Origin of the sequence: Clavibacter michiganensis subsp. insidiosus (assembly GCF_002240565.1) — a bacterium.
GTDB classification, from domain to species: Bacteria; Actinomycetota; Actinomycetes; order Actinomycetales; family Microbacteriaceae; genus Clavibacter; species Clavibacter insidiosus.
Genome location: NZ_MZMO01000001.1, coordinates 363,178 through 376,861, shown reverse-complemented (window position 1 = coordinate 376,861; position 13,684 = coordinate 363,178). Strand labels below are relative to the sequence as shown.

Sequence of the window (13,684 nt, the reverse complement as noted above, 5' to 3'; positions counted from 1 at the left end):
GCGCAGGGCCCGCAGCCGTCTGCCGTCCGCCGCGTCCGCCGAGGAAGGGTGTCGCCGGCGGACGCATCACGGAGGACTGCGCTGACCTGCTCGAGCACCGCCGCCGAGGGGGTGTCCGCTCGGCGGGTCGATCGATTCGTGCGCGTCGACGCTACGCCGCACGCGGGAGCCGGATCGCACGGCCCCGCGCAGCGGTACCCTGCGCCCTGCGCCCTGCCCCGCCTCAGGCCGTCGGCATCCGCAGCAGCGCGCCCTGCTCGCGGCAGGTGGCCGCGGCGATCGCCATGCAGGTGCGGAGCATCGCCTCGCCCTCCGCCGGCGTGCGCGGCGCACCCCGGCGCGCGATGGCGTCGGCCGCGGCGGCGAGGCACGCGTCCCCGGCACCCATGGTGTCGACGACGGGCCGCGGATCCGGCGTGATGCCCGCCACCACGACCGACCCGTCCTCGAGCTGGACGGATGCGCCGCGCGCACCTTCGGTGGCCAGCACGAGGCGGCTGCCCTCCTCGTGCAGCGCCGCGCGCGCGTCGGCCAGCGCGCCCAGGCCGAGCAGCGCCGTGTCGTCGTCGCCGATCTTCACGAGCAGCGACTCCGCGGCCGCGCGCGCGAACCCGGCGCGGAACCGGCCGGCGTCGTGGAGCATGCCGACGCGGGGGTTCGGGTCGACGAGAAGGCGCTCCCGCGGATCCCGCACGGCGGCCAGCAGCTCGTCGGCCTGCGCGTGGTCGTCGTAGGGGAAGCAGCTGACGACCACGAGCGAGGCCGCGTCGAGCGCCGCGCGCTCCGCGTCGCCGATGCGCACGCGCCGGTTCCATGCGGCCTCGTTGAACGCGTAGCGCGGCTCGCCGTCGACGCGCTCGCTCACCGCGACGGAGGTGCCGGACGGGCCGATGGTCGGGATCAGCTCGACCCCGTGCGCGTCGAGCTCGGCGCGGATGCGGTCGCCGTGCGCGTCGTCGCCGACCATGGCGATCAGCTGCACGCGATGCCCGAGGATCGCGAGGCCGACGGCGACGTTGAGCGCGGCCCCGCCGACGAAGGCGGTCTCCTCGCCGCCCTCGCGGAGGAGGTCGATCAGGGCGTCGCCGACGACGACGACGGGCTGGTCATGCATGGCGGTAGACCTCTCCGGAGCCTCGGACGATGAGCGTGGTGGGGACGACGACGGTCTGCGCGGGGCCGGCGTCCCCGTCGAGTCGCGCGAAGACGCGTTCGGCGGCGGCGTGGCCGATGCCCGAGGGATCCTGCGCGATGACCGTGACGGCCGGATCCAGCAGGGCCGCCATCGGCAGGTCGTCGAACCCGACGAGCGCGATGCGCCGGTGGGCGTCGTGCCGCCGGAGGGCCGTGATGACGCCGATGGTGATGAGGTTCTGCCCGCTGACGATCGCGGTCGGCGGCTCGGGCAGGGCGAGCAGGCGCTCGGCGAGCGCCTCGGCCACGCCTTCGTCGTACGCGCCCTCGAGGACGAGCTCGGGCACCACGGGCAGCCCGCGCCGCTGCATCTCCTCGACGAAGCCGCGCTCCCGCTCCCGGGCCGTGAAGATCTCCGGTCGGTCGCCGAGGAACGCGATGCGGCGGTGGCCCTGGTCGGCCAGGTGCGCGACCGCTCGGGCGACGCCGTCCGCGTTGTCGACGATGACCGAGTCGGCCTCCAGCCCCGCGGGCACGCGGTCGACGAAGACGAGCGGCGTGCCGCGCGACGCCGCGACGCCGAGGTAGGCCTGGCTGGGCGCGATGGTGGTGAGGATGAGCCCGTCGACCCGACGGGCGAGGAAGGCGTCGACGGAGGAGCGCTCGCGCTCGGGGTCGTCGTCGAGGCTCGAGGCGAAGACGGCGACCCGGCGCTCCTTCGCCACCTCCTCCACGGCCCGGTGCACGGCGCCCGAGAACGGGTTGGCCACGCTGCCGACGAGGAGGCCGAGCGTGTTGGTGCGGCGGTCGCTGCGGCGGAGGTTGCCGGCGTGGAGATCCGGCTGGTACTGCAGCTGCTCCACCGCGGCCCGCACCCGCTCGGTGAGCTCCGCGGAGACGTTCGCCTCGCCGTTGACGACCCGCGACACCGTCTTGAGGCCCACGCCCGCGAGCCGGGCCACGTGCTTCATCGTCGGGCGGCGTGCGGCCGGCGACGGACCGGGCGGGGATGACAACGGTGTCACGAATGGGTCTCGCTCTCTGCGCAATGGCTTGACCATACCCGGTCGCACCCGATAGACCTCTTCCTGACAACGTTGTCGGGAGCGCGCTCCCACCCGAAGGACAGGATCCATCAATGACGAACCGATCCCCGCGCCTCGTGCGCACCATCGCCCTCGGCTCGGCGGCCCTCATCGCCGCGGGTGGGCTCGCCGGCTGCTCCAGCTCGAGCGGCGGCTCCGGATCCGGCGGCAGCGGCGGCTCCGGCGACGTCGGCGTCTCGCTCATCGTGAAGACCACCACGAACCCGTTCTTCGTCGCGATGGAGGACGGCGCCAAGGAGGCAGCGGCCTCCGCCGGCGTCGACCTCACGCTCGCCGCCGGCAAGGCGGACGGCGACGAGGACACCCAGATCCAGGCCATCGAGAACGCCATCTCCAAGGGCGACAAGGGCATCCTCATCACGATCAACGGCCCGTCGGTCCTCGACGCGATCCAGAAGGCCCGCGACGCCGGCCTCTTCGTCATCGCGCTCGACACCGCGCCCGACCCGGCCGACTCCGTCGACATCACGTTCGCCACCGACAACTTCGCCGCGGGCGAGTCCATCGGCAAGTGGGCGGCCGCGCAGCTCGGCGGGAAGACGGCGACCATCGCCCTCCTCGACCTGTACGACGACAAGGCCATCTCCGTCGACTACGACCGCGACCAGGGTTTCCTCACGGGCATGGGCATCGACGTCGGGGACAAGGCCAAGAACGGCGACGAGGCGAAGACCGGCGACTACAGCGGCGGCGACTACGAGATCGTCGGCAACGAGGCCACGCAGGGCGCCGAGGACGGCGGCCGCACGGCGATGGAGACGCTGCTGTCGAAGGACCCGGACATCAACGTCGTCTACACGATCAACGAGCCCGCCGCGTTCGGCGCGTACCAGGCGCTTCAGGCGGCCGGCAAGGAGAAGGACGTCATCCTCGTCTCGGTCGACGGCGGCTGCGCGGGCGTGAAGAACGTCAAGGAGGGCGTCATCGGCGCCACGGCCCAGCAGTACCCGCTGAAGATGGCGCAGCTCGGCGTCGAGGCCGTCGCCCAGCTCGCGAAGGACAGCACGAAGCCGGCCACGAGCGCCGGCCTCGACTTCTTCGACACCGGATCCGCGCTCGTCACCGACACCCCCGTCGACGGCCTCGACAGCATCACGGCCGACGACGCCGCGACGAAGTGCTGGGGTGAGTGACCGTGAGCCGGACCACCGCCGACGCGAACCCGCCCACCTCCGCGCTCGACCTCGCCAACGAGTTCCTCGACCGGCGCACGCCCCTCGACCGGATCCGCGGGGTGCTCCACCGCTACCCCGCCGTCAGCCCCGCCGTCGTGCTGGTCCTCGCGATCATCGTGTTCGGCCTCCTCAACGACCGCTTCCTCGATCCCGCCAACCTGTCGCTCGTCACACAGCAGGTCGCCGTGGTCGGCACGCTCGCCGTGGCGCAGACGCTGATCATCCTCACCGCGGGCATCGACCTGTCGGTGGGGGCGGTCATGGTCCTCACGTCGATGGTCATCGCGCAGACCGCCAGCCAGAACGGCCTGCCGTCGCCCGCCGCGCTGGTCGCCGGGCTCGTCGTGGGCCTCGCGGCCGGCGCGTTCAACGGCCTGCTCGTGACGCGGCTGCGGCTGCCCCCGTTCATCGTCACGCTCGGGACGCTGAACATCTTCGTGGCGCTCACGCTCCTCTACTCCAACGGCGCGACCGTCCGCGGCGTGGACATGCCGGCCGCCCTCTCGTGGACCGGGCGCACGTTCGACCTGGCCGGCGTGAAGATCAGCTTCGGCGTGGTCCTGATGCTCGTGCTCTACGTCGTGGTCGCCTTCATCCTCGGCAAGACCGCGTGGGGCCGGCACGTCTACGCGGTCGGCGACGACAAGGAGGCCGCGCGCCTCGCCGGCATCAGCGTCAACCGGGTGCTCATGAGCGTGTACCTCGCGGCCGGGGCGATCCTCGCCGTCGGTGCGTGGATCGCGATCGGCCGCAGCAACGCCGCGAGCCCGAACGCCGGCGCCGACCTCAACCTCGACTCCATCACCGCGGTGGTCATCGGCGGCACGAGCCTCTTCGGCGGGCGCGGCACGGTGTGGGGCACGCTCCTCGGCGCGCTCATCGTCGGCGTCTTCCGCAACGGGCTCTCGCTCGCGGGGCTCGACGTGCTGTACCAGACCCTCGCCGTGGGCGTCCTCATCATCGTGGCGGTCTCCGTCGACCAGTGGATCCGAAAGGTGCGCAAGTGACCCTCACCGACCCCGCGGGGAGCGCCCCCGCACCGACCCGCACGCCCGTGCTCGAGGCGAAGCGGCTCGTGAAGACCTTCGGCCGCGTGGTCGGCCTCGACGGCGTGAGCCTCGAGCTCTTCCCCGGCGAGGTGCTCGCGATCATCGGCGACAACGGCGCCGGCAAGTCGACGCTCATCAAGTGCCTCACGGGAGCGGAGACGCCCGACGAGGGCGAGCTGTTCCTCGACGGGAAGCCGGTGTCGTTCAAGCGCCCGCAGGACGCGCGTGCCGCCGGGATCGAGACGGTGTACCAGAACCTCGCCGTCTCGCCCGCGCTCGACGTGGCGTCGAACCTCTACCTCGGGCGGGAGAAGCGGAAGAAGGGGATCCTCGGATCCGTCTTCCGCATGCTCGACACGGCCGGCATGCGTCGCGACGCCAAGGCGGAGCTGACCGAGCTCGGCATCTCCACGCTGCAGGACGTGACCGTGCCGGTCGAGAACCTGTCCGGCGGGCAGCGGCAGGCGGTCGCCGTGGCGCGGGCCGCCGCCTTCGGGTCGAAGGTCGTGGTGCTCGACGAGCCCACCGCGGCGCTCGGCGTGCGGGAGTCGAACCAGGTGCTGGAGCTGGTGCGGAACCTGCGCGACCGGGGCATCCCGGTGATCCTCATCAGCCACAACATGCCGCAGGTGTTCGAGGTGGCCGACCGGATCCACATCCAGAGACTGGGCAAGAAGGCCGCCACGATCACGCCGCAGTCGCACTCGATGACCGACGCGGTCGCGATCATGACGGGCGCGGCCACGGCATGACGGCGACCGTGCTGTACGCGGAGTTCACGGCGCTGCCCGGGCACGAGGAGCAGGTGGCGCGGATGATCTCCGACCTCGCGGAGCTCGTGCGCGCCGAGCCGGACAACGTGGTGTTCGAGCCGTACCGGCGGGTGGAGGATCCGGCGCGCTTCGTCGTGCACGAGGTCTACCGCGACGAGACCGCGTTCCAGGCGCACATCGGGGCGTCGTACGGAGCCCAGTTCAACGCGGCGCTCGGGCCGCTCATCGTCGAGGACGGGTCCCAGCTCACGTTCCTCGCGCCCGTCTGACGGGCGCGGCACCGACCCCGCGGCCGCCCGGCGTCTCGACGCGCCGGGCGGCCGCGGTCGTGCGCCGCGGATCTGGGTGCGGACGGCCCCGGATCAGCGCGCCGAGTACCCGCCGTCCACCAGGTGGTAGCTGCCCGAGATGAAGGACGCGTCGTCACTCAGGAGGAAGAGCACGAGGGCCGCGACCTCCGTGTCGGTGCCGAGGCGGCCGGTCGCGTGCTGGCTCTCGAGGTGCGCCAGGGCGTCCGGTGAGAGGGAGGAGCGCACGAGCGGGGTGTCGATGAAGCCGGGGCCGACCGCGTTGGTGCGCACGCCGCGCGCCGTGTACTCGAGCGCGGCGACCTTGGTGAGGCCGACGAGGGCGTGCTTGCTCGCGACGTAGGCCGCGTTCTGGGCGAACCCGACGGATCCGAGCACCGAGCTCATGTTGACGACCGCGCCGCCGCCCGCGTCCACCATCGCGGGGAGCTCGTAGCGGAGGCCGTAGAAGACGCCGTCGAGGTCGATGGCGCGCGTGCGGTCCCACGCGGAGATCTCGTAGTCGCCGATGTCGGCCGGCGGCGCGCTGACGCCGGCGTTGTTCACGGCGAGGTGGAGCGCGCCGTACGTGTCGACGGCGTGCGCGACGGCGGCCTCGGAGTCCGCCGCCTCGGCGGTGTCCTGGCGGAACGCGATAGCCGTGCCGCCCGCGGCCTCGATCTCGGCGACGACGCGCTCGGCCGCCTCCCGCTGGATGTCGGTGACGACGACCGACGCGCCCTCCGCGGCGAGAGCGCGGGAGATCGCGGCGCCGATGCCGCTGCCTCCGCCTGTCACGAGAGCGGTCTTCGTGTCGAACCTGGCCATGGGGATCCTCCTCGGGTCGAGGCGGCGCGGGGCCGCGCCGCCCCTCGACGGTACGCCCGCGTGATCCGTCCATCCGGGGTTCACCCGGCGTCCACCCCGGCGTCGGGGGCGCGCCCGGGGGCGCCAATACCTTTCGAGCGTGATGCGTCCGCCGTGCCCGGAGCAGACGCCCGAGATCGATGGAGACCCCACATGACCCTCACCCGTGAGACCCACCACCGGCTGCTGCCGATCCTGTCCCGGGATCCCCACGCCCGCGGCAAGCGCAGCACCGTCACCTGCCACCTCAAGTGCGACGACGCGTGCACGAAGCCCGTGCCGAACGTCACCGACAACTCCTACTTCCGCGACATCGCCGGCCGCGCCCTCTCGCGCCGCACGCTGCTCGGCGGCGCGGGCGCCGGTGCCCTCGCGATCCTCGTGGCGCAGAACGCCGCTGCTCCCGGTGCCGAGGCGGCCGCCGCGCAGGCCGCGTCGAAGCTCCCGTTCCAGGCGATCACGCCCGTCGACGCCGCGGTCGACCAGTTCACCGTGCCGACCGGGTACCGCTGGCAGCCGATCATCCGCTGGGGCGACCCGCTCTTCAGCTACGCCGACGACTTCGACGCGGAGAACCAGACCGCGAAGCTCGCCGCGCGCCAGTTCGGCTACAACAACGACTACCTCGACATCATCCCGATCAACTCGCGGAACAAGGAGGCGCTCCTCGTCGCCAACCACGAGTACACGAACGAGAACATCATGTTCCCGCCCGCGGCCGACGACGCCGAGCTCGCCGAGCAGCGCCGCATCGGGAAGGCGTCGCACGGCATGTCCGTCGTCGCGCTCCGCCGCAAGACCGTCGGCCAGCCGTGGACGTACACGGTCGGACACCACCGCAACCGACGCATCACCGCGGACACCCCGTTCACCGTGAGCGGCCCGGCCGCCGGATCCGCGTCGCTGCGCACCAAGGACGACCCGAAGGGCACGCGCATCCTCGGCACCCTCGGCAACTGCGCTGGCGGCACCACCCCATGGGGCACCGTGCTCTCCGGCGAGGAGAACTTCAACGGCTACTTCCGCACCGCGGGCACGAGCGCCGCCGACAAGCGCTACGGCCTCGCCGACAAGGCGACGACCCGCGGCTGGGAGGCCATCGACCCCCGCTTCGACGCCCGCACCGCCGGCTACGAGAACGAGCCGAACCGCTTCGGCTGGATCGTCGAGGTCGACCCGTTCGAGCCCGGCGAGGCGCCCGTGAAGCACACCGCGCTCGGCCGCTTCAAGCACGAGGGCGCCAACGTGATCCTCGGCAAGAGCGGCCACGTCGCCGCCTACATGGGCGACGACGAGCGCTTCGACTACCTCTACAAGTTCGTGTCGCACGACACGATGGTCACGGGCACGACGCGTCAGGACCGCAAGCGGAACAAGCAGCTGCTCACGCGCGGCGCGCTCTACGTGGCGCGCTTCACGGGCGACTCGCCCGTCGCGGAGATCACCGGCACCGGCCAGGTCCCGTCCGACGGCTCGTTCGACGGCATCGGCCAGTGGATCCCGCTGGTCATCGACGGCGTCTGCCAGGTCCCCGGCTTCACGACCGAGGAGGCGCTCGTGCACACGCGCCTCGTCGCCGACGCCGCCGGCGCCACGAAGATGGACCGCTGCGAGGACGTCCAGCCCAGCCCCGTCACCGGCAAGATCTACGTCGCGTGCACCAACAACACCGACCGCGGCAAGGCCGGCAAGGAGGGCGCCACGGAGATGAACCCGCGGACGACCAACCGCGACGGCCACATCGTGGAGATCACCGAGGACGGCGGCGACGCCCGCTCCACCACCTTCACGTGGAACCTGCTGCTCGTCGCGGGCGACCCGGCGAAGAACGAGTCGACCTACTTCTCCGGCTTCCCGAAGGACAAGGTCTCGCCGATCAGCTGCCCGGACAACGTCGCGTTCGACTCCGAGGGCAACCTCTGGATCTCCACCGACGGCGCCCCGAGCACCATCGGCCTCAACGACGGCCTGTTCAAGGTGCCGGTGGAGGGCGCCGAGCGCGGCCACGTGCAGCAGTTCCTCTCCGTGCCCACCGAGGCGGAGACCTGCGGCCCGGTCGTGCACGACACCGAGGGCATGGTGTTCGTCGCGGTGCAGCACCCGGGCGAGGACGGCTCGTTCGCGGAGCAGCACTCGTACTTCCCCGACTACGTGCCCGCCGGCGTCACCCCGCCGAAGGGCGCCTGGCGCGGACCGCGCCCGTCGGTGATCCAGGTCTTCCGCGGCTGATCCGCGGAGAAGCCGCTCGCGGGGTGACCCGCTGAGCTGATCGGGGGGCCGATCGGAGGGCCGGGGCGTGCGTGCGCCCCGGCCCTCGTGCGTGCGGGCGCCCGCGGGTAGCCGGTCGCCGTGCGTGCCCGGTCGTCCGCGCCGGCCGGGGCTAGCGTCGGATCATGACCGAGCGTCCCGAGGATCCCGACGCCGCCGCGGCAGCCGACGCCGCGATCGAGGACGCGCGCTGGCTGGTCGTGAACGGGCGGCGCTGGCCCCGCCCGGATCCGTCGCTGCCGGCGGGGCTGGTCGACGCCCTGACCTCCCACCTCGGCCGCGGGCGCTCGGGGGTCCGCACGGCGAGGCGCGCGGGTGACGACGCCGGGGTCGCGGCGTCCCGGGAGCGCGTGAGCCTCGCGAAGCACGGCCTCGGCGAGCGCGGCCCGCGCTGGTGGGACGAGCCGGAGGACGCGCGCCTCGAACGGGCGAACGCGGCGCTGCGGTCGCTGGACGCGCTCGACGACCCCGCGACCTGACCCGCGCGTCGCCCCACCCGCGGGCCAGGCTGGACGCATGCAGCTCTACTCCGCGCTCCCCCTCGTCCGCGCCCGGCAGATCGCGGCCGACACCGCGGCGCTCGCGGGCATCGTCGTCTCGGTCCTGGTGGGGATCGCGGTGGCCGCGCTCATCCGCCCGCTCGGCGACCTCGGCCGCAGCATGGAGCGGTCGGGCACGCAGCTCAGCGGATCCATGACCGACGCCGCCGACGCGCTCGGCCGCCTGCCGCTCGTGGGCGACGCCGCGCGCGGGCCGTTCGAGGACGCGAGCGGGATCGGATCCGGCCTGGTGCAGGCCGGGCGCGACCAGCAGTCGCTCGTCGGGACCATCGCGCTCGTGCTCGGGCTCCTCGTGGCGCTCGTGCCGATCGCGTTCATCGTGCGGCACTGGCTGCTGCGGCGCGTCTCGTTCGTGCGCCGCGCGGCCGCCGCGCGCTCGCTCGCCGCAACGCCCGGCGGCACCGAGCTGCTCGCGCTGCGGGCCCTCTCGTCCCGGAAGACGGCGGCGCTGCTGAAGGCGCACCCGGATCCCGTCGCCGCCTGGCGCGCGGGCGACCCGCGTGTCGTGCGCCAGCTCGCCGATCTGGCGCTCCGCGACGCGGGGGTGTCGGCGGGGCGGTGACCGGGAGCCCCGCCCCGCGCCCCTAGACCGGCACCGCGAGGATGCGGAACGCGACGCCCTCCGGCACCTCGACGGTGACGGTCAGCGGGGCGTCGCGCTGCGGGATCGGGATGGCGGCGCTGTTCGCGGCGTCCGGCGAGCAGCCCGAGGAGTAGAAGCCGCCCATCGTGACCGTGTACTCGCCGCTCGCGCACGTCACGAAGAACTGCAGGGATCCGACCGTGGACTCCGGCTGCGGCACCTCGAACGTCGCCGGCCCGGTGCCGCTCTCGTGCAGCGCCGGCTGCACGTCCTCGGCGATGAACTCGCCCGTGCCCGGCGTGGTCACGATCGCGAGCGGGCGGTCAGACCATCCGCGGCGTCCGCCGAGGGGGAGGCCGACGTCGGCGCAGGGGCTGCGCCCGGCTCGGGCGATCCCGCGGTGCAGCCCGCGAGCAGCAGCGCGGCGAGCGCCGCCACGGCGAGCGCGCCCCGTCGATGGATGGCCGTGGTCCCCCGTGTGATCCCCGTCCGCCCCATCAGATCGGCTCCGGGCACCCGCCGCAACCGGGTCGACATGACGGCGGCCCCGTGCGAGGAGCATCCTCGAGGTCATGTCGCCTCTCCTCCTGGCCGGTCTCGCCGGTCTGCTCTCCGGGCTGTCGCTCGTCGTCGGATCCCTCGTCGCCTGGTTCGTGAAGGTGCCGCGCGAGGTCGTCGCGCTCGTCATGGCGTTCGGCGCCGGCGTGCTCATCTCGGCGCTGTCGTTCGACTTGGTCGACGAGGCGTCGGCGAGCGGCGGCGTGATCCCCACGCTCGGCGGCTTCGTCGCGGGCGCGGTCGTGTACGTGGTGCTCGACCAGATCCTCGAGCACGGCGGGTTCCGGAGGAAGCACCACGGGAAGTCGGGCGGCGGGGGCGGCACCGGGGTCGGGATCGCGCTCGGCGCCCTGCTCGACGGCGTGCCCGAGACCGCCGTGCAGGGCCTCAGCCTCACGGGCGGCGGGGCGTTGAGCATCGGCGTGCTCGTGGCGGTCGTCATCTCGAACTTCCCCGAGGGCATGTCGAGCACGGCGGACCTCAAGCAGTCGGGTCGCAGCGCCCGCTACGTCTTCGGGCTCTGGACCTCCATCGCCGTCATCTGCGCGCTCTCCTCCCTCGGCGGGTACGCGCTGCTGGGCGGCCTGCCGGAGAGCGGGCAGTCGGTCGTGATGGCGTTCGCGGCCGGCGCGATCCTCGCGATGATCTGCGACACCATGATCCCCGAGGCGTTCCGCAAGGCGCAGGCGCTCACGGGGCTCGTGACGGTGCTCGGGTTCGTGGCGAGCTACGCGGTGCACCAGGCCGGCTGAGGCGGCCGGGCGGCGGATCCGCGGCGGCGCGGCGGATCCGCGTCAGGCGTCGGCGGGCTTGTCGCGCGGCGACACGTTGAAGCGGTGCAGCAGGCCCGCGAGCTGCTCGACCTCCGCGGTGTCCCACGCGTGGAGGCGGTTCTGCAGGCGCTCGCGCGTGCCCTTGCGCACCTCCGCGAGCCGCTCCTCGGCGAGCGGCGTGAGGGTGAGGATCGTGGAGCGGCGGTCCTCGGGATCCGGCTCGTCCTGCACGTACCCGGCCTCGCGCAGCACGCGGAGGTGCCGGCTCACCGAGCTCTTGTCCATGAGGAGGCCGGCGGCGACGGCGCCGGCGGAGGCGGGGCCGTCGGTGCGGATCCACCGGGCGACGGCGAACGCGCCGGGCTGGAGGCCGGCGTGGAACGCGGCGGCCTCCTCGATGCGCAGCGTGCGGATCTGCATGAGCAGGACCCCGAGCTCGGTCGCGACGGACGAGACGGCGGCGGAGCGGTCGCCGGCGGGCGCGGGCACGTCGGCGGTTCCGGGGATCACGGGGAGACCCTAACCGACCTCGATCCGCGCTCCCGCCACGCCCGTGGACGGCGACCCCGGGCGGGGGCGCGGCGGATGGCGCGGCGGATGGCGGGGCGGATGGCGCGGCGGATGGCGCGGCGGGGCGCGGGCGGGCGACGACCCGGCGGATCCGGGGGCGGCACCGCCCCCTGGTAGCCTCGTCCGCGCAGGCGGGGACGACGAAGGCGAGCCACATGACCGACGACACGCAGGACACCGGCCACCGCGACGGTGGGGCGTCCGAGCCTCCCCTCCTCAGCCGCAGGGAGCTGCGCCGCCGCCAGCAGGAGATGGAGCGGAGCTCCGCCGACGCGTCGGGCGACGCGCACCGCTGGGTGGATCCGTTCCCCGCCGTGCCGCGCACCTCCGAGGGCGGCCTGTTCGGGCCCGACCGCGTGCGGCCCGGTGCCGCTCCCGTCGAGACCGCGGCGCCCGAGGCCGACGCCGCCGCCTCTGCCGCGCGCGACGCGGACGACGCCGACGCGTCCGGCGCCGAGCCCGACGAGGAGGTCATCGTCGGCACGCACGCCTTCGACGAGCTGTTCGACGACGCGGAGGACGACGACGTGGATCCCGAGGACCGCGTCCCCGCCGCACCCGCTGCCGCGGACGACGACGACGCGGACGACGCGCTGCCCGCCGCCGCGCCCACCCCCTTCGACGCCGTCGTCTCCCCCGAGGCCGGATCCGCGTGGACCGTCCCGGCCCCGCACGTCGTGAACGCGCACCCCTTCCGCATGCCGCTGCGCCCGAGCACCGAGGCGTCCGGGCCCGAGCCGGCCGACACCGAGCGAACGCCCGCACCCGCCGGCGCCGCCCCCGTCGACGACGCGCCGGCCGTCCGTCCCGCGCCCGCGGTCGAGCCGCAGCCGACCCCGGTCGCGTCGCTCCCCGCCGCGCCCGACGACGTCGAGGAGCCCGCCGACGACCCGCGCCCCGGCACCGACCTCACGGCGTTCCCCGACGCGGATCCGCAGCGCTACGTCATGCGCACCCCGCGCGCCGACGCCGCCACGAGCGCCCTCACCCTCTTCCCCGAGCAGACCGGCCAGCGCCCGCCGCGCGGTCCCGCCATCGCGCGCACGGGCTTCCGCGGCTTCATGAACACCGTCACGGGCGGCGTCTTCAAGATCGGCCCCGGCGCCGAGGAGGCCGCCGCGAACGCGGAGGTCGCCCGCCGCGAGGGCGACGAGCGCGTCATCCGCCAGGCCACCTGGTCGCGTGCGGTCAGCGTGCTGGTCGCCAACCGCAAGGGCGGCGTGGGCAAGACGCCCACCTCCCTCATCCTGGGCGGCGTGCTCGGCTCCATCCGCGGCGGATCCGTCGCCGTGGTCGAGGTCACCGACGATCCGGGCGCGCTCGGCTACCGCGCCGAGGGCCAGCCGACCCGCGGGCTCGGCGAGCTCGTGCGCGACCGCGACGAGATCCACTCCGCCGGCCAGCTCGCCGGCTACACCGCGCCGCAGACGAGCTTCGCCTCGGTCGTCGCGTCCGTCGGGCCGCGCCGCGAGCTCACGGGCGACGACGTGATCGGCGTCGCGCGCCTCGTCGACGAGTACTACGGGATGCGCGTGATGGACTCCGGCAACCAGCCGTCGTCGTCCGCCTTCCGCGGCGCCATCGAGGTCACCGACGTGCTCGTCGTCCCCGTGCTCAACGCGGGCGACGCCGTGCTCGAGGCCGTCGCGCTGCTCGACTTCCTGCGCGAGCTCGGCGGACACGCGGCGATGCTCGCCGACAACGCCGTCATCATCCGCCTGCACGACGGACGCCCGGAGGATCCCGCGGTCGTCGCGCGCATCGACCGGATCCTCGACGACGCCCGCCCGGCGCAGATCTTCACGGTGCCGTACGACGCGCACATCGCGGAGCGCGGCCCGATCTCGCTCGCCTCGCTCGACCCCGAGGTCGCGCGCGCCTTCACGGCCGCGACCGCCGGCGTCGTGCAGCGGCTCGCGCACGCGGTCCGCTGACGGGCGCGACCCCGCCCGCGGGCTGCGCGGCCGGGCGCGGCCCGCGG

At 73.9% G+C, this 13,684-nt stretch carries 14 protein-coding genes; 9 read left to right on the top strand and 5 right to left on the bottom strand.

Features of this window, described 5'->3' with window-relative positions; genetic code table 11:
* Positions 1–223 precede the first annotated feature (223 nt).
* Both B5P21_RS02005 and B5P21_RS02000 read right to left on the bottom strand, forming a co-directional pair.
* On the bottom strand, positions 224–1,114 hold the full coding sequence (locus tag B5P21_RS02005; protein WP_094170701.1) for a carbohydrate kinase family protein: 891 nt from the start codon (positions 1,112–1,114) through the stop codon (positions 224–226).
* Positions 1,107–2,159, bottom strand: coding sequence for a LacI family DNA-binding transcriptional regulator (locus B5P21_RS02000; RefSeq protein WP_094170700.1), 1,053 nt, complete (start codon positions 2,157–2,159; stop codon positions 1,107–1,109). The genes B5P21_RS02005 and B5P21_RS02000 overlap by 8 nt, the downstream gene beginning before the upstream one ends.
* A 113-nt stretch (positions 2,160–2,272) precedes the next feature.
* Between B5P21_RS02000 and B5P21_RS01995 the strand changes: the two genes are divergently transcribed.
* The 4 genes from B5P21_RS01995 to B5P21_RS01980 are packed head-to-tail and all read left to right on the top strand — an operon-like array spanning position 2,273 to position 5,506.
* On the top strand, positions 2,273–3,373 hold the full coding sequence (locus B5P21_RS01995) for a substrate-binding domain-containing protein (protein ID WP_094170699.1): 1,101 nt from the start codon (positions 2,273–2,275) through the stop codon (positions 3,371–3,373).
* 2 nt (positions 3,374–3,375) lie between these two features.
* Positions 3,376–4,422: an ABC transporter permease gene (locus tag B5P21_RS01990; RefSeq protein ID WP_094171378.1), complete on the top strand. Its 1,047-nt coding sequence runs from the start codon at positions 3,376–3,378 to the stop codon at positions 4,420–4,422.
* Entirely contained in the window at positions 4,419–5,216 is a 798-nt protein-coding gene (locus tag B5P21_RS01985) for an ATP-binding cassette domain-containing protein (RefSeq protein WP_015491402.1), read from the top strand. The genes B5P21_RS01990 and B5P21_RS01985 overlap by 4 nt, the downstream gene beginning before the upstream one ends.
* Positions 5,213–5,506 (top strand): putative quinol monooxygenase, encoded by a 294-nt coding sequence (locus tag B5P21_RS01980; RefSeq protein WP_094170698.1) that lies wholly within the window; start codon positions 5,213–5,215, stop codon positions 5,504–5,506. Before B5P21_RS01985 ends, B5P21_RS01980 begins: the two co-directional genes overlap by 4 nt.
* Positions 5,507–5,599: 93 nt before the next feature.
* Here the strand turns inward: B5P21_RS01980 and B5P21_RS01975 are convergent, their stop codons facing one another.
* Positions 5,600–6,352 (bottom strand): SDR family NAD(P)-dependent oxidoreductase, encoded by a 753-nt coding sequence (locus tag B5P21_RS01975; protein ID WP_045529919.1) that lies wholly within the window; start codon positions 6,350–6,352, stop codon positions 5,600–5,602.
* A gap of 192 nt (positions 6,353–6,544) precedes the next feature.
* Here B5P21_RS01975 and B5P21_RS01970 point away from each other — a divergent pair, with 192 nt between their 5' ends.
* The 3 genes from B5P21_RS01970 (at position 6,545) to B5P21_RS01960 (ending at position 9,781) form a co-directional block, all read left to right on the top strand.
* On the top strand, positions 6,545–8,620 hold the full coding sequence (locus tag B5P21_RS01970; RefSeq protein WP_045529920.1) for a PhoX family protein: 2,076 nt from the start codon (positions 6,545–6,547) through the stop codon (positions 8,618–8,620).
* A 164-nt stretch (positions 8,621–8,784) separates the two neighbouring features.
* Positions 8,785–9,138 carry a hypothetical protein gene (locus B5P21_RS01965; protein WP_045529921.1) on the top strand — a complete coding sequence of 118 codons (354 nt, stop codon included), beginning with the start codon at positions 8,785–8,787 and terminating at the stop codon, positions 9,136–9,138.
* Between the two features lie 37 nt (positions 9,139–9,175).
* A complete protein-coding gene (locus B5P21_RS01960) occupies positions 9,176–9,781 on the top strand; it encodes a hypothetical protein (protein WP_045529922.1) in 606 nt (201 codons plus the stop codon).
* A gap of 22 nt (positions 9,782–9,803) precedes the next feature.
* Here B5P21_RS01960 and B5P21_RS01955 read toward each other — a convergent pair whose 3' ends face one another.
* Positions 9,804–10,109: a hypothetical protein gene (locus tag B5P21_RS01955; protein ID WP_045529923.1), complete on the bottom strand. Its 306-nt coding sequence runs from the start codon at positions 10,107–10,109 to the stop codon at positions 9,804–9,806.
* A 265-nt stretch (positions 10,110–10,374) separates the two neighbouring features.
* Between B5P21_RS01955 and B5P21_RS01945 the strand changes: the two genes are divergently transcribed.
* Entirely contained in the window at positions 10,375–11,112 is a 738-nt protein-coding gene (locus B5P21_RS01945) for a ZIP family metal transporter (protein WP_045529925.1), read from the top strand.
* Between the two features lie 42 nt (positions 11,113–11,154).
* Here B5P21_RS01945 and B5P21_RS01940 read toward each other — a convergent pair whose 3' ends face one another.
* Positions 11,155–11,643: a MarR family winged helix-turn-helix transcriptional regulator gene (locus B5P21_RS01940; protein ID WP_052663257.1), complete on the bottom strand. Its 489-nt coding sequence runs from the start codon at positions 11,641–11,643 to the stop codon at positions 11,155–11,157.
* 215 nt (positions 11,644–11,858) lie between these two features.
* On the opposite strand from B5P21_RS01940, the gene B5P21_RS01935 reads away from it, so the two are divergent.
* Positions 11,859–13,637, top strand: a complete 1,779-nt coding sequence (locus B5P21_RS01935) for a MinD/ParA family ATP-binding protein (protein WP_045529926.1) — start codon at positions 11,859–11,861, stop codon at positions 13,635–13,637.
* Positions 13,638–13,684 lie beyond the last annotated feature (47 nt).

Coding starts and splice junctions, on each gene's coding strand:
- B5P21_RS01945 (WP_045529925.1), top strand. CDS start 10,375: ATGTCGCCTCTCCTCCTGGCCGGTCTCGCCGGTCTGCTCTCCGGGCTG.
- B5P21_RS01970 (WP_045529920.1), top strand. CDS start 6,545: ATGACCCTCACCCGTGAGACCCACCACCGGCTGCTGCCGATCCTGTCC.
- B5P21_RS01965 (WP_045529921.1), top strand. CDS start 8,785: ATGACCGAGCGTCCCGAGGATCCCGACGCCGCCGCGGCAGCCGACGCC.
- B5P21_RS01975 (WP_045529919.1), bottom strand. CDS start 6,352: ATGGCCAGGTTCGACACGAAGACCGCTCTCGTGACAGGCGGAGGCAGC.
- B5P21_RS01935 (WP_045529926.1), top strand. CDS start 11,859: ATGACCGACGACACGCAGGACACCGGCCACCGCGACGGTGGGGCGTCC.
- B5P21_RS01995 (WP_094170699.1), top strand. CDS start 2,273: ATGACGAACCGATCCCCGCGCCTCGTGCGCACCATCGCCCTCGGCTCG.
- B5P21_RS01960 (WP_045529922.1), top strand. CDS start 9,176: ATGCAGCTCTACTCCGCGCTCCCCCTCGTCCGCGCCCGGCAGATCGCG.
- B5P21_RS01980 (WP_094170698.1), top strand. CDS start 5,213: ATGACGGCGACCGTGCTGTACGCGGAGTTCACGGCGCTGCCCGGGCAC.
- B5P21_RS02005 (WP_094170701.1), bottom strand. CDS start 1,114: ATGCATGACCAGCCCGTCGTCGTCGTCGGCGACGCCCTGATCGACCTC.